This window comes from Xanthomonas hortorum pv. pelargonii, assembly GCF_024499015.1.
GTDB lineage: Bacteria > Pseudomonadota > Gammaproteobacteria > Xanthomonadales > Xanthomonadaceae > Xanthomonas > Xanthomonas hortorum_B.
The window spans coordinates 4219067-4237731 of sequence record NZ_CP098604.1 but is presented as its reverse complement, the minus strand read 5'-3'; the positions used below and the strand labels follow the sequence as shown (position 1 = coordinate 4237731).

The window sequence follows — 18665 nt, the reverse complement described above, 5'->3', positions numbered from 1 at the left end:
ATGGAATGCACCGCGGCGCTTACGCCTTGACGGGTTCATGCAAGACGGCAGCCGGCGCGGCGGGTTGTTCGCCACGGGTCACCCACTTGCGCAGGGCCACGTAGAACACCGGGGTCAGGAACAGGCCGAACAAGGTCACACCGAGCATGCCGGCGAACACGGTGATGCCGGTGACCGAGCGCACTTCGGCGCCAGCGCCATGGCCGAACACCAACGGCACGGTGCCGGCGATGAAGGCGATGGAGGTCATCACGATCGGGCGCAGACGCAGACGGCAGGCTTCCAGCGCGGCTTCGACGATGCCCTTGCCGTGCATTTCGAGTTCGCGGGCGAACTCCACGATCAAGATCGCGTTCTTGCACGCCAGGCCCATCAGCACCACCAACCCCACCTGCACGAACACGTTGTTGTCGCCACCGGTGAGCCACACGCCGAACAAGGCGGACAGCAAAGTCATCGGCACGATCAGAATCACCGCCAGCGGCAAGGTCCAGCTTTCGTACAAGGCGGCCAGCACCAGGAACGCCAGCAACACCGCCATCGGGAACACGATCAATGCCGAGTTGCCCTGGATGGATTGCTGATAGCTCAGATCGGTCCACTCGATGTTCATGCCGTTGGGCAACACCTTCGGCGCCATGCCGGCCAGCGTCTGCATCGCCTGTGTGGACGAGAGCACACGCGGATCCGCTTCACCGATCAGGTCGGCAGCCGGATAGCCGTTGTAGCGGATCACCGGGTCCGGGCCGTAGGTCTGGCCCAGCGTGACCATGCTGCCGATCGGCACCATCTGCCCGCGATCGTTGCGGGTGCGCAGGTTGGCGATGTCTTCGACACTGTCGCGGAACTGTCCATCGGCCTGGGCGATCACCTGGTAGGTGCGACCGAAGCGATTGAAGTCGTTGATGTACGACGAACCCAGATAAGTCTGCAGCGTGTCGAACAGATTGGTCAGCGGCACGCCCTGCGCCTTGGCCTTGTCGCGATCAACCTTGGCGTCGAGCTGCGGCACGTTGGCCTGATACGTGCCGATCGGGAACTGCATGCCCGGCGTTTGCGAGATCGCACCGGACATCGCATTGACCGCACTCTGCAACTGGCCATAGCCCAGACCGGCACGGTCCTGGATATACAGCGAGTAGCCCGAGCCCTGCCCCAGACCCAGAATCGGCGGCGGCATGAACGCAAACGCAAAGCCCTGCTGGATCTGGCTGATGCGTGCGTTGATCTCCGCATTGATCTGCTCGGCCGTGCGGCTGCGCTGGCTAAACGGCTTGAGGGTAAGGAACACCGTGCCGGTGTTGGGCGTGTTGGTGAACTGCAGCGGATTCAGGCCCGGGAACGCAATCGCGTGGTCCACGCCTTCGGTCTGCAGCGCGATCTGGGTGATCTGGCGGATCACCTCGTTGGTGCGCTCCAGCGAGGCGCCTTCCGGCAATTTGGTACCGGCGATCAGGTACAGCTTGTCCTGAGTCGGAATGAAGCCGCCCGGCACCACCTTGAACATGAAACCGGTGGCCACCAGCAGCAGCAGATACACCATGAACACCGCACCGCGCTTGCCCAGCGCACGCGACACCGCGCCCTGATACTTGTTGGAGCTGGTGTTGAAGAAGCGATTGAACGGACGGAACAACCAGCCGAACAAACGATCGATCAATCGCGTCGGGCCATCCTTGGGCGCGTCGTGGGCCTTGAGCAACATGGCCGCCAATGCCGGCGACAGCGTCAACGAGTTGATCGCCGAGATCACCGTGGAGATCGCGATGGTCACCGCGAACTGCTTGTAGAACTGGCCGGTCACGCCCGACAGGAACGCCATCGGCACGAACACCGCGCACAGCACCAGCGCGATGGCGATGATCGGCCCGGACACTTCGCGCATCGCCTGATGCGCAGCGGCCAGCGGGCTCAGGCCTTCTTCGATATTGCGCTCGACGTTTTCCACCACCACGATCGCGTCGTCGACCACGATGCCGATCGCCAGCACCAGACCGAACAGGCTCAGCGTGTTGATCGAGAACCCCAGCAAATACAGCGCGGCAAACGTACCGACCACCGACACCGGCACCGCCAGCAGCGGGATGATCGAGGCGCGCCAGGTCTGCAGGAACAGGATCACCACCAGCACCACCAGCAGCACCGCCTCCAGCAGCGTGCTGACCACCGCGCTGATCGAATCGCGCACGAACACGGTCGGGTCATACGCGGCCGACCACGCCATGTCCTGCGGGAACTGCTTTTCCAGCTCGGCCATCTTGGCGCGTACCGCATCGGACAATTCGATCGCGTTGGCACCCGGCGACTGGAACACGCCCATGCCCACCGCGTTCTGGTTGTCCAGCTGCGAGCGCAAGGTGTAGTTGCCGGCACCCAGTTCCAGACGCGCCACATCCGACAGGCGCACGATCTCGCCGCTGTTGCCGCTGCGGATCACGATGTTGCCGAACTCTTCTTCGGTGGTGAGGCGGCCCTGCGCATTGATCGACAGCAGGAAATCGCTCTTGTTGGGCATTGGCTCGGCACCGAGCTGGCCGGCGGAGACCTGCACGTTCTGCTCGCGGATCGCAGCAACCACGTCGCTGGCAGTGAGCCCGCGTGCGGCGACCTTGTCCGGATCCAGCCAGATGCGCATGGCGTAATCGCCCGCACCGAAGATCTGGATCTGGCCCACGCCAGGCAGGCGCGACAGCTCGTCCTTGACCTTCAGCAACGCGTAGTTGCTCAGGTACAACGAGTTGTACTTGCCTTTAGGCGAGGTCAGATGCACGACCATGGTCAGCGTCGGCGATTGCTTCTGCGTGGTCACACCCTGCCGGCGCACGTCTTCGGGCAGACGCGCCTGCGCCTGGCTGACGCGGTTCTGCACCTGCACCTGCGCCTGGTCCGGATCGGTACCCGGCTTGAAGGTCACGGTGACCACCAGCACGCCATCGGAGCCGGCGACCGACTTCATGTACATCATGTCTTCCACGCCGTTGATGGCTTCCTCAAGCGGCGTGGCGACGGTCTCGGCGATGACCTTGGGATTGGCGCCCGGATACACCGCACGCACCTGCACGCTCGGCGGCACCACTTCCGGGTACTCGCTGATGGGCAATAGCGGCATGGCGATCAGGCCGGCAGCGAAAATGATGATCGACAGCACCGCGGCAAAGATCGGCCGGTCGATGAAAAAACGGGAAAAGTCCATTGGGGTGGTCCTGAAAGAGGTTGCCGCCAGGTGGCGGCGCGGCACAGCAGCCCCGAACCGGCCTTTTAGAAAGACCGGTGCTCATGGGTGCGATGCAGCGATGAATCAGTGCAGCGGTCGAACCTGCTGCGTAGTCGCACTGCGGACGCGACTGCACGCGAGGTGTGATCGACGCGATTTATTTCGACGCAGTGCGCTTGTCCGAGGTGGGCACCATCGCCACGGCCTTGGCATCGACCGGCATGCCGGGCATGAAGATCTTCTGCACGCCATCGACCACCACGCGGTCGCCGGCCGCCAGTCCCTTGCGCACGATGCGCAGACCATCGGCAGTGCGGCCGAGCTCCACATCGCGCCGCTGCGCCTTGCCATCCTTCTCCACCACGTAGACGTACTTGCGGTCCTGGTCGGTCAGCACGGCTTTTTCGTCGACCAGCATGGCCTTGAACTGGCCGCTGCCCAGCAATTGCACGTGGGCATACAGGCCCGGCGTGAACTGCCGCTGCGCGTTGTCCAGCACCGCGCGCACGCGGATGGTGCCGGTGCTGCGGGTGACCTGGTTATCCAGGAAATCCACCCGCCCGGCATGCGGGAAACCCTGCTCGCCGACCAGGCCGATGCGCACCGGCAACTCGCCGCCACGCGCGTCCGGACGCTCGCCATCGCGGGTCATCTGCGAATAACGCAGGAACGTGCCTTCGTCGGCATCGAAGTAGACGAACATCTTGTCCAGCGATACCAGGGTGGTCAGCACGCTGGCACTGTCGCTGGCCGTGACCAGGTTGCCGGCGGTGACCATCGCACGCCCGGCGCGGCCGTCGATCGGTGCGCGCACGCGGGTCCAGTCCAGGTTGAGCTTGGCGGTATCCACTGCGGCCTGCGCGGCCAGCACCTCGGCATCGGCCTGGTCGCCAGCGGCGCGGCGCTGCTCCCAGGTTTCGATCGAAATGGCCTGCTGCTCGGACAACTTGCGCGCACGTGCCGCTTCGCTGCGGGCCAGATTGGCCTGCGTGCGGGCACGCACCAGCGCCGCATTGGCGCGTGCGAATTCGGCACGGTAACTGCGGTCATCAATGCTGAAGAGCACATCGCCCTTCTTCACTTCGGCGCCTTCGACATAGTTGACCTTGTCGATATAGCCGGACACGCGCGGGCGCAGCTCGACGCTTTCCACCGGCTCGATGCGGCCGCTGAATTCGTCCCACTGGCTGATTTCCTTGGTCAGCACCGGGGCGACGCTGACGCTGGGCGGCGGCGGTGCACCGGTCTCGGCGGCCTGGCTGCCGCAACCGGCCAACACGACCGCCAGTACGGCGCCCGTCAATACGGTACGCAAGGGAAAACGGAACGGGGTGGCGTTCGTAGTCATGGGGAAATCTCTCGGGTGGGGATGGGGAAATGCAGACCTGCCAGCCGGTCCGCCGACGGAGCGGCATGCAGGCGACGACTGACGGTCACGACAGGTTGTCCGGGCTGGCCAGGCCCGACGATCAACGACACGGCGGCGCGACCGACATCCACGGCGCGGATCCATTCCGGACACGCATCCTTGGCACGGCCGGGCGTACACACCGGTTGCTCGATCGACAGCAGGTGGACGCGCACGCCCAGCGGCTTGGCTTCTTCGTGCAGCACCTGGGCGAGCATGCGGGTGGCCGCAGCGGCGATGGAAATATCGCCATGCGCGGCCCAGGCGCGCAGCGGGCTGCCGAGCAACAGATAGCGGCCGCCGCCATCGGCCTCGCTCAGCAGCGGCAACAGATGGCGGGCAGCAGCCAGATGCGGCAGCACGTCGCGCTCCAGGCGCCGACGCAACGCGGTGACCGGGCGGTCCAGCAAGCGGCCGGCCTTGAGCGGGCTGCCAAGGCTGGCGATCACTGCCGCCAACGGATGTGGGCGTTGCGCCAGTTCGGTCGCCAGCGCCTGCGCGGAGGTGTCGTCGGCCACCGAGCCTTGCAGGGTGTCCAACAGAGGAGAGTTGCCGTGCTCCGCGCGTAGCGCATCGAGCTTGGCAGCATCGCGTCCAATCACGAGCACCCGCATGCCGGCGTCGAGCAGCGCGGCGACAATACCGGCGCCCACATTGCCCGCACCGCCGATGACAGCCGTCTCGGATTGAACCATCCCATTCATGGGACTTTCACTCCCGACATCGGGACAATTCCGCTCTGCATCCAGCGCGCCGGCAGTCCAGCCCGTTTGGCCGGCGCACCGCCGGCCTGACGCTTCGGCGACGCTGCAAATGTGCGCGAAACACCGGCACGCGGGCTTTTCGCCGACGAAATCACTGGATCGAAGGCACCTTCAATCGCGTTGCGTGAGGTGGAGGACAAACCGAAAACGTCGCACAACCACATGGCCGTGCTCCTGCATGGAGGGGATGACGTACAAGTTAGGCCTCAAAGCAGGACTTGATTAGTCCTGATTTAGGGGAATAATCGTCCCGTAAGCGGTCCAATCCTCCTGACCCCCTGGAAGGCACCCCCATGATCCACGATCTCAACGACACCCTGATCTTCGTCAAGGTAGTCGAGCAAGGTAGTTTCATCGCCGCCGCCAACGCGCTCGGTCTGCCCAAGACCACCGTCAGTCGCAAGGTGCAGGAACTCGAAACCCGGCTCGGCGCGCGCCTGCTGCATCGGACCACGCGCCGGATCGGCCTGACCGAAGCCGGCTCGGTCTATCACGAACATTGCCAACGCATCGCCCGCGAACTGGAAGAAGCCGAAAGCGCGGTCGGGCAATTGCAGTCAGGCCCGCGCGGCTGGTTGCGCTTTACCGTGCCCTACTCGCTGGGCATCACCTGGATCGCACCGTTGCTGGGCGAATTCCATGCGCAATATCCGGAGATCCAGCTGGACATGCACCTGGGCAATGAGAAGCTGGACCTGATCGGCGGCGAAGCCGATCTGGCGCTGCGTGTCGGTGCGCTGCCGGATTCGAATCTGGTTGCACGCAAACTCGGCAGCCTGCGCACGCAGGTCTTCGCCAGCCCGTCCTATATCGAACGCTATGGCGAACCGCTGCATCCGGACGAGCTGCAGTTCCATCGCACGCTGGCACTGCGCAAGAACCGCAACGTGCACAACAACCGCTTTTTCTGGTCGCTCAGCGATGGCAGCGACGTGCGCGACTTCCCGGTCAATCCGCTGATGGTGGCCAACGATCCGGCCGCGCTCAACGGTGCAGTACTCTGCGGCGAAGGCCTGCTATTGACTGGCGATGTAATGGCCAAACCGTTCGTGCAATCTGGCCTGGTACGCCGCGTGCTCGCTGGTTGGACAGGCCCGGAGGTCGACTTCAACGCAGTGTTTGCCGGCGGCCGTCTGGTCTCGCCGAAAGTGCGCGCCTTCGTGGACTTTCTGGTCACGCGGATGAACTTCGACGCCGACTACATGATGGCGCAGTGCCCGGCACGTCTGGCAGCGCAGAAAGCCGATAACGATGCGAAAGTGGAGGTGGTCACAGAGGCGAAATTGCGCGCCGAAGGCAAGCGCATTCTGGAAAACGTCACCGCGTGATACCGAATCAAGCATTCACCCAACGGAGTGACCCTTCTCCCTCCGGGAGAAGGTGCCCGAAGGGCGGATGAGGGTACGTCTGCGAGCGATAGTTGAATACCGATGTGTGTTGCATCCAAGCAATACAGAGCCAAGCCTTTGAGCGACACAGGGTCCCGAAACTGTTTAGATCAAAAGCCGAGTCAGTCGAGGGCGCGGTGCCCTCACCGCTCGCGGGACACGCCGTAAATCCGTCCCTGGAGGCTCGGTGGCGGCATCCATGCCGCCACACGGTCCCGCAATCGGTGAGGACACCGCACCAGAGAGTTAGTCGGTTGCTTTCTTAAAAGCTTGTTGGTGCTCGGCTTGCGTTGGAAAGCTGACCGAACTCACCGTTATCCGAACAATATGCATCGTGCATTGCTTGCACCATGCACACCGACACTCTCGACTGGTCCTTGCCCGCCCACCGCCGCGGGACCTTACGCGGCATGGATGCCGCGTAAGAGCCTACAGGGACGTACTTGCGGCGTGTCCCGCGACGGTGGGCGGGCAAGGGCCCTGCAGCAAACCCGCAGATCAGCCGCTCTGCAAGTGATCTATCCGCACTGTCCAGTCACTACAAGACAATCGAGATGTCGATTCGTAGCGTCGTTTAGATGCAATCAAATTCTAAGTCACAAGCCGAGTCGGTTGAGGGCGCGGCACCCTCGCCAGACAGTTGGCAAGTTGCTTTATTGAAAACATGCACACCGACCATCTCGACTGGTCCTTGCCCGCCCACCGTTGCGGGACCTTACGCGGCATGGATGCCGCGTAAGAGCCTACACGGACGTACTTGCGGCGTGTCCCGCGACGGTGGGCGGGCAAGGGCCCTGCAGCCAAGTCTCAGATCAGCCGCACTTAACCAACAAAATCCGTAGCGCAAAAAACAGGCCGCTTTCGCGACCTGTTTTTTTACATCACGGTTTCGTCAATCGACTCGCCACGATCCACTGCGTCAAACTCAACGCATACCCGTGTTGTTGCCAGTGCCCTCAGAGCGCAGCGGAATCAAGCGGATTTCCACGCGACGGTTCTGTGCACGACCGGCATCGGTGTTGTTGTCGGCGATCGGGTAACGCTTGCCGGCGCCCATCGTTTCCATACGCTCGCGCTGCACGCCTTGCGCGGTCAGATACTGCGCAACTGCGCCGGCACGCTCTTCGGACAGACGCTGGTTCACCGCATCGCTGCCGACGCTGTCGGTATGACCGACCACTTCCACCATGGTCTGGTTGTACTCGCGCAACGTGGACGCCACACCATTGAGCGCGGTGTAGAACTGCGGCTTCAACGCCGACTTGCCGAAGTCGAAGGTGATGCCGTCAGGCAGGTTCAAGGTGATGTTGTCGCCCTGGCGCTGCACTTCGATACCGGTGTTGGCGGTGCGTTCGCGCAGCGCACGCTCCTGACGATCCTGGTACTGACCCACGGCGGCGCCGCTCGGTGCGCCGATACCGGCGCCGACCATGGCGTGCTGACGGCGCTCGGTGGCGCTGTCGCCGGTGAGCAACCCTGCAGCGACACCAATGGCGGTGCCGATCAGCGCATTGCGGCCGGTGCGGTTCTGCTGTTGGGTCTGATCGCCGTACTGGTCGCGCTGCACATACGAGCCGCCGGTGGCGCAAGCGGACAGCGCAATGGCGCTGGCCAGGGCAACGGCCAGACTCTTGGTGGCTGCTGGGGACATGGTGTTCTCCTGTGGCCGGACCATCCGGCACTCAATCGTGTCGGCGAGGATAAACAGACCAACGCGACTGGCGCATGATGAAAGCGGCCGCAGATTGCCTGCGACAGGTACTGCATTCAGGAAAACGGTTCCGGTTATCCCCGCGTCTTCGCATACGCCGCCAACGCCGCATCGCGACCTTCGGCCAATCCGATAATTGGCGTGCGCGGGTACTCCGGCGCGAATCGCGCCAACGACAACGGAGACAACCACGGTGCGAAACGCTCCTTCACCGCAAGCTTGCCCAGCTCCGGCACCCAGCGCGTGATGTAGGCTGCCTGCGGATCGAATTTCTCCGCCTGCGTCACCGGATTGAACACGCGAAAATACGGCGCCGCATCCGCGCCGGTACCGGCCACCCATTGCCAGCCCAAGGTGTTGTTGGCCAGGTCCGCATCCACCAGCGTGTCCCAGAACCAGCGCGCGCCTTCGATCCAGTGGATGCGCAAATGCTTGCACAACAGACTCGCCACGATCATGCGCACACGGTTATGCATCCAGCCGGTGTGCCAGAGCTGACGCATGCCGGCATCGACAATCGGAATGCCGGTGCGGCCGCGCTGCCAGGCCTGCAACGCGACCGGGTCGACCTTGGCCCAATCGAATCCTTCGAAGCGCGGATTGAGATTCTGGTTGGTGGTGTCGGGAAAGTGATGCAGCAGGTGATAGGCAAAATCGCGCCAGCCTAACTGGCGGATGTAACCATCGATCTCTGCGCTGTTGCGCGCATTGCGATTGGCTTCCAGCGTGCTGGCGATCCGCCATGGCGCGATCTCGCCGAAATGCAGATGCGGCGACAGCTGCGAGGTGCCGACCCGATCGGGCCGATCGCGGTTTTCGCGATAGCCCGACAGCGCGCCGTCGATGAAAATTTCCAGCATCTCGTGCGCACCAGCCTCACCAGGTTGCCAGTGCTCCCAGAAGCCTTGATCCCAGTCCAGTTTCGGCACTAACTCCAGCGTCTCCAGCGCAGCGCTTTTCAACGTCGCAGGCAGCGCTGGCGGGCTGCGTGGCGCAGCAACTGCAGCGGGCAACTGCAGTTGCGTGAGTGCGTTGCGCCAGTACGGAGTGAAGACCTTGTACGGGCCGCCCTGCTGGGTCGACAACTGCCACGGCTCCATCAACAGCGCGGCATTGCAGCTCTGCACTTCGATGCCGCGCTCGCGCAAGCTGCGCTTGATCTGCGCATCGCGCGGCTGGGTGGCCCGTTCGTACTTGCGGTTCCAATACACCGCCACTGCACCGGTCTGCGCGATCACCTCGTCCAGCACCTGGGCGCTGTCGCCAGCGCGGATCACCAGGCCGCTGCCGAGCGCGCGCAGCGCTGCATCCAGTGCCGCTATCGAGCGATGCCGCCAACTGCGCGACGCGGCACCGGGCGTCCACTCGCCTTCTTCGTGCGGCGCATCGATATACAGCGGAATCGGGGCATGCCCGGCATCCAGCGCAGCGCGCAAGGCCGGGTTGTCCTGAAGGCGCAGATCGCGACGGAACCAGACGATGGCGTAGGACATACGAACTCGGCAGCGACGATAGGGCTGCGCAGCATAAGCCAGCAGGTGCAACGATGGCGCGATGCAGAGGCGAGCCCCCCTCGCCCGTCTGAGAGCAGCCAACAAACCCTCTCGAACGCCCTAGCGATGGCGGTAAAGTGTTGGCCACGCTCGGCTTCGTTGACGAATGAAGTGATGTCGGGAATGGCAGCGACATCGATCGGATCGAAAGGAGCCGATCAGACCGCATCGATCAACCGGCCGCGCAGCATGCACTGCTCGCAACCATGCACACCGACCATCTCGATTGGTCCTTGCCCGCCCACCGTCGCGGGACCTTATGCGGCATGGATGCCGCAGAAGAGCTTACATGGACGTACTTGCAGCGTGTCCCGCGATGGTGGGCGGGCAAGGGCCCTGCAGCAGACCTCGCAGATCATCCGCTCTAAAACCACCGCATCCATGCCACTCAATCACCTCTCAAGGCGACCGAGAGCTTGAGCTTCAACGCAATTAAGATGTTGCCACGCCGAGCGGGTCGAGGGCGCGATGCCCTCACCGCTTGCAGGACACGCCGTGAATCCGTCCGTGGAGGCTCGGTGGCGGCATCCATGCCGCCACACGGTCCCGCAAGCGGTAAGGCCATCGCGCCTGCCAACATTGTCGTGGACTGACGGGAACCACAAAGCCGGCCGCACCCGCCTTACAGTGAACGTGGTCGGTTCTGTCAGCGACACTAAACGCAGACCCGCTTACTCGAAACTGCCCACCGAATCGTGCGCCAGATTGTCGAAACGGGTGTATTCGCCGAAGAATTTGAGTTTGCACGAGCCGGTAGGACCACCGCGGTGCTTGCCGATGATGATCTCGGCCAGACCCTTGTCCGGCGAGTTTTCCTTGTTGTAGTAATCGTCGCGGTAGATGAACACGATCATGTCCGCGTCCTGCTCGATTGCGCCTGATTCGCGCAAGTCGGCCATCACCGGGCGCTTGTCGGTACGCGTTTCCAGCGAGCGATTGAGCTGCGACAGCGCAATCACCGGCACATTGAGTTCCTTGGCCAGTCCCTTCAGACCACGCGAAATCTCCGAGATTTCGGTCGCGCGGTTTTCGCTGTTGCCAGGCACCGACATCAGCTGCAAATAGTCGATGACGATCAGACCCAGATCGTGCTCGCGCTTGAGCCGGCGGCACTTGGAGCGCAGCACTTCCGGCGACACGCCCGGCGTGTCGTCGATGAAGATCTTGGTTTCCTTCAGCATCTTGATCGCACCGGTCACGCGCGCCCAGTCTTCGTCTTCCAGCGCACCGGTACGCAGGCGTTGCGCGTTGATGCGGCCATTGGACGAGATCAAGCGCATCGCCAGCTGCGAGGCGGACATTTCCATCGAAAACACCGCAACGCCCTTCTTGGACTTGATCGCGGCGTATTCGGCAATGTTCAGCGCCAGCGTGGTCTTGCCCATCGCCGGACGTGCGGCCAGGATGATCAGATCGGTCGGCTGCAGCCCGGCGGTCATCGCATCGAAATCGGTGTAGCCGGTCGGCAGGCCGGTGATGTTGCCGCCGTTTTCGAAACGGTTGCGCAACTCTTCGAACGCATCTTTCAATGCACCCGGCATCGCCACGAAATCGGTGCGCCCGCGCGCGCCGGCTTCGGCGATCTTGAACACCGCTTTTTCCGCCGACGCCAGCAGCTCCACGCTCTCGCGGCCTTCCGGCTGGAAGCCATCGTTGACGATGGTGGTGCCGACCTCGATCAGCTGCCGCAGCACCGCCTTGTCGCGCACGATTTCGGCATAGGCGGCGATATTGGCCGCCGACGGCGTGGTGCTGGCCAGCTCGATCAGATAGGCGCCATCGGCCACCTGCTCCAGCTTGCCTTGCGACTCGAACCACTCGCCCAGCGTCACCGCATCGAACGGGCGGTCTTTCTCGTTCAACTCGCGAATCGCGCGGTAGATCAGCCGGTGGTCGCGGCGGTAGAAATCGTTGTCGGTGAGTTGGTCGTTGACCCGGTCAAACGCCTCCGGCGCCAGCATCAATCCGCCGAGGACGGCTTGTTCGGCCTCCACCGAATGCGGCGGCACACGCAGCTGGTCCAGCCGCGGCTCGGGACGATCGTAATCGTCGTCGTCGCGATCGCGATTGCGTTTGGAACGGAAACCAGGACGAGCGGACATGGACAAACGGACCTGACGCTAGGGGGATGAGGGCAGGAAGCATAGTCATCGACGGCGTCGAGGACCATGCACAACTCTGTGGATAACCGGTGCACAGCCGGTGCATCACGTTCTACGCGCCGGCTGTCGCAGCAGCCGCGACCCCTGCCCCGCCTGCGCTTTGGCCGCGTGGCCGGGCCGCCCGGCGCAGTGCGTCAGGCGGACCACATCACCTGCGACTCAGCGCTTGAGCTGCTCGATCAAGCCCAGGAACGTGTCGATAAAGCCCTGCAGAAACGCGCGGCTGTCGGCGTTGGCGATCTGATCATCGGGACCGAACAAGCCTTCCTTGTACTGCAGGAACACTTCCGGCTGGCCGAGCACATGCATGTTCAGATACGACAACACATTACGCAGATGCTGCTGCGCGGTCGCCGTACCGATCGCTCCGACCGAGATGCCGACCACCGCCGCCGGCTTGCCGGAAAACGCGCTATCGCCATACGGCCGCGAGCCGGTGTCGATGGCATTCTTGAGCACGCCGGGGATCGAACGATTGTATTCGGGGGTCACGAACAACACCGCGTCGGCGGCACGCACCTGCTGCTTGAAACGGGTGCCCTGAGCCGGGAAATCCGCATCGTTGTCCTGGTTGTACAGCGGGATATCGCCGATCTCCAGATACTCGAACACCGCCTTGTCGCCGGCCAGATGCTCCAGCGCGCGCGCCAACTGGCGGTTGTAGGACGCTGCGCGCAGGCTGCCGACCAGGACGGCGATGGTGATCTTGCTCATGGGGGACGCTCCGTGGAAACAGGGCCCCACCCTACCCAGCGCGATGCTCAGAGCCGGTGAAGTGCCGCCCGGCACCGGGCGATCACCCGCAACTGCACGCACACGGCGGCGTCTCAATCTGCAAGGCGTTAACGCCCCTACCCGGCCTGATGTCCGAGCGGCAGCTTCAAGCGTCAGAAACAACTCGGCAACGGCAGCGCGGTCTCGCACACCGCGCAACGGTTGGTCGCCGCGCGCAAGATCAACACGTGACCAAGATCAGCGCGTCATCGCCGCCCGCTGCGCACGCCAGTGCGCCTGCCAGGCCTGGAACATCAGCACCGTCCACAGATGCGTATGCCATTTGCGCTCGCCGCGGTTGAAGTCGCGCCACAGCCCGGCCACGGTGTCGGCAGCGAACACACCCTCGCGCTCCAGCGTGCCGTGCGCCAGCAGATCGTCGGCCCAGCCGTTCAGATCGCCGCGCAGCCACGCGCTGACCGGCGCGCCAAAGCCGCGCTTGCCGCGGTAGACCATCGGGTCGGGCAGATAGCGGCACAGCACGCGCTTGAGCAGGTACTTGCTGACCCCGTCGCGGTACTTGAGCGACAGCGGCAGCGACCAGGCGAACTCGGCCACGCGCCAGTCCAGCAACGGCGCGCGCGCTTCCAGGCCCACCGCCATGGTGGTGCGGTCCACCTTGCACAGCAGATCGTCGGGCAGATAGGCGGCGAAGTCGGCCAGCATCATCGCGTCGGCCGGGGTGCCGGAGCCATGCAACGGGTCGGCCAGGCTGTAGAAACTGTCGGGTTCGGTCGCGCCCAGCACCACCGCGGCCGGGTCGCGCCAGCGCGAAATGCGGTTACGATAAATGTCGCCGATGCCGCGTGCGCCGGCTTCGGCTACCAGCGCGGCCAGACCACCGGTGCGCGAGGATTCGCCATTGCGACGCGCCGCCAACGCCATCAGCTTTCGCAGCGGGCCCGGCACCAACCCGTGCATCCGCCAATTGCGCAGCGCACGCTGGTAGCGGCCGTAGCCGAAAAACAATTCGTCGCCGCCGTCACCGGACAGCGCCACCGTCACCCCGCCGCGCGCCAGCCGCGCGACCAGCGCAGTGGGCACCTGCGAGGCATCGGCAAACGGCTCGTCGAACATGTCCGGCAAGCTCGGCACCACCGCCAGTGCGTCGGCACCGCTGACGTAGAGCTCGGTGTGGTCGGTGTGCAGGTGCGTGGCCACTTCGCGCGCCAGCGGCGCTTCGTCGTGATGCGAGCCTTCGAATCCGATGCTGAAGGTGTGCACCGGCTGGCTGCTCTGCGCCTGCATCATCGCGGTAACGACCGACGAATCGGTGCCGCCGGACAGGAATACGCCCACCGGCACATCCGCCACCATGCGCAGCGCCACCGCATCGCGCAGCACCGCATCGAGTTGTTCTTCGGCCTGCGCGTCGCTGCCGGTGAACGGCGCAGCCAGGGCGCGCTGCATCGCTTCGCGCGCGTTCCAGAACGGCTGCTGCGCCTGATCCGGCCGATGTGCTGCCGCGCCAGCCGCCACCGCCTGCGCATCCAGCCGCAGCACCCGGCCCGGCATCAGCTTGAAGGTGCGCTCATGGATGCAGGCCGGCGCCGGGATGTAGCCCAGCCGCAGCAGCAAGGTCAGCGCATCGCGATCCACGCCGTTGTCGAAATCCGGGTGCTGCCACAGCGCCTTGAGTTCGGACCCGAACACCAGCGTGTCGCCGGCCCAGCCGTAGTACAGCGGCTTCTTGCCGACGCGGTCGCGCGCCAGCGACAGGCAGGTGTCGCGTTCGTCCCACAGGGCGAGTGCGAACATGCCGTTGCAGCGGGTCAGGGTGTCGTCCAGGCCCCACTCCACCACCGCGGCCAACAGCACTTCGGTATCGGAGTGGCCACGGAAACGATGCCCGAGCGCCGACAAGGCCGCACGCAGCTGCGCGAAGTTGTAGATCTCGCCGTTGTAGGCCAGCACGTAACGGCCATCGGCCGAGCGCATCGGCTGATGGCCGAGCGGCGACAGATCCAGAATGCTCAGCCGCTGATGCGCAAGCGCCACGCCCGCCTGTGCATCGCACCAGGTGCCGGCATCGTCGGGGCCCCGATGGCGCAAGGCCGCGCCCATCGGCCGCACCAGCGCGTCGAGTTGTTCGCCATGCAGGCGCGGCGACGCCAGCAGCAGTCCTGCCAATCCGCACATCGTCAGTGCTCCTGCAGGTTGTGCATCGCTCGCGCGCCGCTCATGCCGGCACCGAGGCGGATGCAGGCGCCGGCATCGCGATGAAACCGGGCAAGGCCTGCACGCGCTGCAGCCAGGCGCTGATCGCCGGCCAGCGTTCCAGATCGAAGCCGCCGTCTTCGGCGCAATGGGTGTAGGCGAACAGCGCGATATCGGCGATGCCGTACTCGCCACCGGTAAACCAGGCGTGCTGCTGCAGATGCTGTTCCATCACCGCCAGCGCCTGCTCGCCACGTGCGCGCAGCTGCGGCAGTTCGGCCCGGCGCGCCGCATCGCGCGGCGTCCACAGGCGGATGAAGCACGCCACCGCAATGTATGGCTCATGGCTGTATTGCTCGAAGAACATCCAGCTCAAGGCCTGCGCGCGCTGCCACGCGTCGGTGGGCAGGTAGGGCGTGCCTTCGGCCAGCCAGAACAGGATCGCATTGGATTCGGTCAGCACACGGCCGTCGTCGCGCTCCACCATCGGCACCTTGCCGTTGGGATTTTTGGCCAGATACTCCGGCGTGCGGGTTTCGCCCGCAGCGCTGTCGACCTCGACCCAGTGATAGCGGCTGCCCAGTTGCTCCAGCAACAGCCGCACCTTGTAGCAGTTGCCGGAACTGGACATGCCATGGACGGTCAACGGGGGACGCACGGTCGACATCAAGCTGGCTCCGCGGCAACAACGAGGGGGCTGGCAGTGTCACAGCCCGGCGCATCTTTGCAAAGCCCTGACGGATTGCGCGGCACAGCCGCACAACGGTTACCTGGACCGATGCATCTACTGGCGGGCGCGCCAGCGCTGACGAGTACGCAACGCAGACCATGCCGATACGTCCGCAGTGTAACCAGGGCATCCGATTGCCGCATGCCGAAGCCGCAGACGGCTCGGCACACCGCCGCCGACACAATGGGAGCAAGCGCAACGTGTCAGTACATCGCCACCAAGGCCACCGGCACACCCAGCACCGCAATCAGCACGCCCAGCGCCGACAGCGTCAATGCCACTGCGCCGAATGCGCGTGCACGCCCGCAGCCGGCCGCACCCGCCACCGCCTGCACCGCGCACACCGACCACCACAGCACGCCCAGCATCAGCAACAGCGCGCACATCGCCAGCTGCGCCACGCCGGCCGGATCGCTTGCGCCGGTGTGCAGCAACGCCAGATTGCCGGCGAGTGCGACCAACGCCGCCAGCAGGCATACCAGCCACGGCAAGGCGCAGCCCAGCACAGCCGGCAACAACCGCCCGACCTGCGCCACGCACCCCATCCAGCGCAGCACCTGCCTGAGCAACACGCAGCTCAGCACAGCGATCGCCACCACCGCCACGACACCCAGCGCCTTGGCCCACAACGGCAAGGCATGCAGCCCCATCCATGCCGACAACAGCGTGGCCAGCGCAAACACGCTCCAGGCGCCCCAGCGCAATCCGGCATGCTGCGGCATGCGCTGCGCGGTAGCGTACGGATCGAACACCATCCCGCCCAGGCCACCGCTGCGCCACCACACCAGGCACGCCAGCAGCAACACGATCAACACCAGCAGCCCCGCCGCCGGATAGCGCAGCGCACTCCAGTCGGCCTCAGACCTGCGTCGCTGCGGCTTGAAATCGTGATTGAAGTACAGCAGGTCGCGCGCACGCTCCATGTCGGCCGCTGCGCGCGCCACGCCATCGGCGGGAATGCGGTCGGTGAACCGCTGCCATTCGCCCACGATGACGATGCGCCCGTCTTGCATGGAGACCGTGCGCGAGAACCGAAACCACGGGTTGGCGACAATCTGCTCTTCCGGTTTCACCCGTACCACCGGATCGGTCTGCACCCGTACGGTCTGCCGCGCCAGTTGCGGCCCGCCCAGCGCCAATGGCCGCTTGCGCGCCTGTTTCGGCAAGGCATCCATCCACTCGCCGAGCTGAAACAGCGGGAAGCCGACCTCGTCGCCCTCCTCTGCCGGCCACTCCAGGCGATAGGTTTCGTGCGTGCGTACATCGAGCGCATCGGCATCGTCGATGCTGGGCACCCCGACCTGGGTCAGCGCGGTGTAGTACTTCTGCATGAACTCCAGATAGTGCTCACCAACCGTTTCTGCGCCATGGTCTTCGAAGCTGGCAGACACGCGATCGCCGCGGCCTTGGCGATAACGCGTATCCACGGTAAAGCTCGCCACGCGCTGCGGTTTGCGCAGTGAGATTTCCACCTCCTCGTTCACTTCGATCTGCGGCAGCGTCGGCATCGGCGATGGCACTGCGACCAATCCGCTCTGCCCGGCCAGCACCGGCAACCCGCGCACGAACGGCAATGGCCGGCGCTGGGCAAGCGCGCCGTCTTCGCGATCGCGCGTGGCATCCACCCAGACCTCGCCCTGCGGCAGATGCGCGCGCACCACCACATGATCGAACGCGTAGGGGCTGGGCAGCCGTGCATCCAGCCCATGACCCTGGTCGCTGTTGACCAGCACCGGTTCGGCGCGAATGCCGGCCAGTTGCAGCAGCGCGATCAACAGCGTCGCCTTGTCCTTGCAGTCGCCATAGCGATTGCGCAGCGTCACTTCCGGTGCGTGCGGGGCATGCGAGTTCTCGCCCATGTCCAGGCCGACGTAGCGGATCTCGCCCTGCACGAACGCCACCGCACGCAACAACGCGCCCTGCGGGTCGTCGCTGCGCAGTTGCAGACTGCGCACCATGCTGGCGGCAACCTGCGCATCCTTGAACGCGCGCGGATACAGCTGCGCCGCCCATGCCGCCACCGCTTCCCAATTGCCGGCGGTGGAGAGTTCGATCAAGCCATAGGCATCGACATCGTCCGGCGCGTCTTTTTCTTCCTGCACGGCGGCGATATTGCGTGCGGCGATCTCCAACGTGCTCACATCACCGGCGCGGCTGACGTTGCGGCTGAAGCCCGGCGCGCTCACCCGCCACTGCAACGGCATGGCGGCGGGATACCGCACGCGCACGCTGCGCTCGCCCAGCGCCACGCCATAGCGCGCCTCGAACACGTCGTAATAGCCCTTGCCGAACACCGGATTGCTGCCGGTGGTGGTCACGGCATAGTCGACCCGGTCGCCGACGCGCAGGTCCGGCAAGGTGATCGACAGCGTCAGCGCGCCATCGATCAAGCCTTGTTCCAGCCCGCTCTCGCGACGCAACCTGGCGTAGTGCGCGCGGCTGCGCATGTCGATGCGCTTGCCGTCGCGCCAGACATCCAGGCTATTGAGTTCCAGGCGCTGGTATTGCGGCTGGTAATCGATGGAAATCTGCCCGGCTTCGTCCAGGCTTTTGGCGCGCTGCACGCTATAGCTGAGGCGGCGATACGCCTGCGGCGCGGCGCCGGTGAGATCGATCTGATCGGACACCAGCTCATAGCGCATACCGTTGGCGCCAGGCACCTTGTCGGGCACTGCATCGGCCACCACCCAGGCCGGAGGCGGCGCCATGTTCGGCGCCTCGTTGGCCTGCACCGGCGCGACCATCGCGATTGCAGCGATCACACACAGCATCCAGAACACGCCTTGCAGGCGTCGCGTCACATC

The 18665-nt window shown here is 64.7% G+C and carries 12 protein-coding genes; 1 reads left to right on the top strand and 11 read right to left on the bottom strand.

The window, feature by feature from the left end; genetic code table 11:
• Positions 1-19: 19 nt before the first annotated feature.
• The 4 genes from NDY25_RS18190 to NDY25_RS18175 form a co-directional block, all read right to left on the bottom strand.
• Entirely contained in the window at positions 20-3193 is a 3174-nt protein-coding gene (locus tag NDY25_RS18190; protein ID WP_168959961.1) for an efflux RND transporter permease subunit, read from the bottom strand.
• A gap of 178 nt (positions 3194-3371) precedes the next feature.
• The gene (locus tag NDY25_RS18185) at positions 3372-4562 is read right to left on the bottom strand and encodes an efflux RND transporter periplasmic adaptor subunit (RefSeq protein ID WP_168959962.1); all 1191 of its coding nucleotides are present in this window, start codon (positions 4560-4562) and stop codon (positions 3372-3374) included.
• Complete coding sequence (locus tag NDY25_RS18180; RefSeq protein ID WP_168959963.1) at positions 4559-5326, bottom strand: SDR family NAD(P)-dependent oxidoreductase; 768 nt, start codon at positions 5324-5326, stop codon at positions 4559-4561. The genes NDY25_RS18185 and NDY25_RS18180 overlap by 4 nt, the downstream gene beginning before the upstream one ends.
• A complete protein-coding gene (locus tag NDY25_RS18175) occupies positions 5323-5550 on the bottom strand; it encodes a hypothetical protein (protein ID WP_085462307.1) in 228 nt (75 codons plus the stop codon). The genes NDY25_RS18180 and NDY25_RS18175 overlap by 4 nt, the downstream gene beginning before the upstream one ends.
• A gap of 129 nt (positions 5551-5679) precedes the next feature.
• Here NDY25_RS18175 and NDY25_RS18170 point away from each other — a divergent pair, with 129 nt between their 5' ends.
• A complete protein-coding gene (locus NDY25_RS18170; RefSeq protein WP_023903516.1) occupies positions 5680-6714 on the top strand; it encodes an XC_2801 family transcriptional regulator in 1035 nt (344 codons plus the stop codon).
• 985 nt (positions 6715-7699) lie between these two features.
• On the opposite strand, the gene NDY25_RS18165 is transcribed toward NDY25_RS18170, so the two are convergent.
• The 7 genes from NDY25_RS18165 to NDY25_RS18135 form a co-directional block, all read right to left on the bottom strand.
• On the bottom strand, positions 7700-8425 hold the full coding sequence (locus NDY25_RS18165) for a YiaD family glycine zipper/OmpA-like lipoprotein (RefSeq protein ID WP_256627614.1): 726 nt from the start codon (positions 8423-8425) through the stop codon (positions 7700-7702).
• 134 nt (positions 8426-8559) lie between these two features.
• Positions 8560-9978: a cryptochrome/photolyase family protein gene (locus tag NDY25_RS18160; protein WP_256627613.1), complete on the bottom strand. Its 1419-nt coding sequence runs from the start codon at positions 9976-9978 to the stop codon at positions 8560-8562.
• 731 nt (positions 9979-10709) lie between these two features.
• The gene (locus NDY25_RS18155) at positions 10710-12140 is read right to left on the bottom strand and encodes a replicative DNA helicase (RefSeq protein ID WP_006451927.1); all 1431 of its coding nucleotides are present in this window, start codon (positions 12138-12140) and stop codon (positions 10710-10712) included.
• A 219-nt stretch (positions 12141-12359) separates the two neighbouring features.
• Positions 12360-12914: an NADPH-dependent FMN reductase gene (locus tag NDY25_RS18150; RefSeq protein ID WP_168959965.1), complete on the bottom strand. Its 555-nt coding sequence runs from the start codon at positions 12912-12914 to the stop codon at positions 12360-12362.
• 258 nt (positions 12915-13172) lie between these two features.
• Positions 13173-15113, bottom strand: coding sequence for an asparagine synthase (glutamine-hydrolyzing) (gene asnB, locus NDY25_RS18145; protein WP_168959966.1), 1941 nt, complete (start codon positions 15111-15113; stop codon positions 13173-13175).
• A 40-nt stretch (positions 15114-15153) separates the two neighbouring features.
• Complete coding sequence (locus NDY25_RS18140; protein ID WP_168959967.1) at positions 15154-15798, bottom strand: glutathione S-transferase family protein; 645 nt, start codon at positions 15796-15798, stop codon at positions 15154-15156.
• A 266-nt stretch (positions 15799-16064) separates the two neighbouring features.
• The gene (locus tag NDY25_RS18135; RefSeq protein WP_180336616.1) at positions 16065-18632 is read right to left on the bottom strand and encodes a DUF3857 domain-containing transglutaminase family protein; all 2568 of its coding nucleotides are present in this window, start codon (positions 18630-18632) and stop codon (positions 16065-16067) included.
• Positions 18633-18665: the final 33 nt, after the last annotated feature.

What these genes read in the sequence shown, in the direction of transcription:
- NDY25_RS18190 (WP_168959961.1), bottom strand. Translation starts at nt 3,193, where the DNA reads ATGGACTTTTCCCGTTTTTTCATCGACCGGCCGATCTTTGCCGCGGTG.
- NDY25_RS18185 (WP_168959962.1), bottom strand. Translation starts at nt 4,562, where the DNA reads ATGACTACGAACGCCACCCCGTTCCGTTTTCCCTTGCGTACCGTATTG.
- NDY25_RS18180 (WP_168959963.1), bottom strand. Translation starts at nt 5,326, where the DNA reads ATGAATGGGATGGTTCAATCCGAGACGGCTGTCATCGGCGGTGCGGGC.
- NDY25_RS18175 (WP_085462307.1), bottom strand. Translation starts at nt 5,550, where the DNA reads ATGTGGTTGTGCGACGTTTTCGGTTTGTCCTCCACCTCACGCAACGCG.
- NDY25_RS18170 (WP_023903516.1), top strand. Translation starts at nt 5,680, where the DNA reads ATGATCCACGATCTCAACGACACCCTGATCTTCGTCAAGGTAGTCGAG.
- NDY25_RS18165 (WP_256627614.1), bottom strand. Translation starts at nt 8,425, where the DNA reads ATGTCCCCAGCAGCCACCAAGAGTCTGGCCGTTGCCCTGGCCAGCGCC.
- NDY25_RS18160 (WP_256627613.1), bottom strand. Translation starts at nt 9,978, where the DNA reads ATGTCCTACGCCATCGTCTGGTTCCGTCGCGATCTGCGCCTTCAGGAC.
- NDY25_RS18155 (WP_006451927.1), bottom strand. Translation starts at nt 12,140, where the DNA reads ATGTCCGCTCGTCCTGGTTTCCGTTCCAAACGCAATCGCGATCGCGAC.
- NDY25_RS18150 (WP_168959965.1), bottom strand. Translation starts at nt 12,914, where the DNA reads ATGAGCAAGATCACCATCGCCGTCCTGGTCGGCAGCCTGCGCGCAGCG.
- asnB (WP_168959966.1), bottom strand. Translation starts at nt 15,113, where the DNA reads ATGTGCGGATTGGCAGGACTGCTGCTGGCGTCGCCGCGCCTGCATGGC.
- NDY25_RS18140 (WP_168959967.1), bottom strand. Translation starts at nt 15,798, where the DNA reads ATGTCGACCGTGCGTCCCCCGTTGACCGTCCATGGCATGTCCAGTTCC.
- NDY25_RS18135 (WP_180336616.1), bottom strand. Translation starts at nt 18,632, where the DNA reads ATGCTGTGTGTGATCGCTGCAATCGCGATGGTCGCGCCGGTGCAGGCC.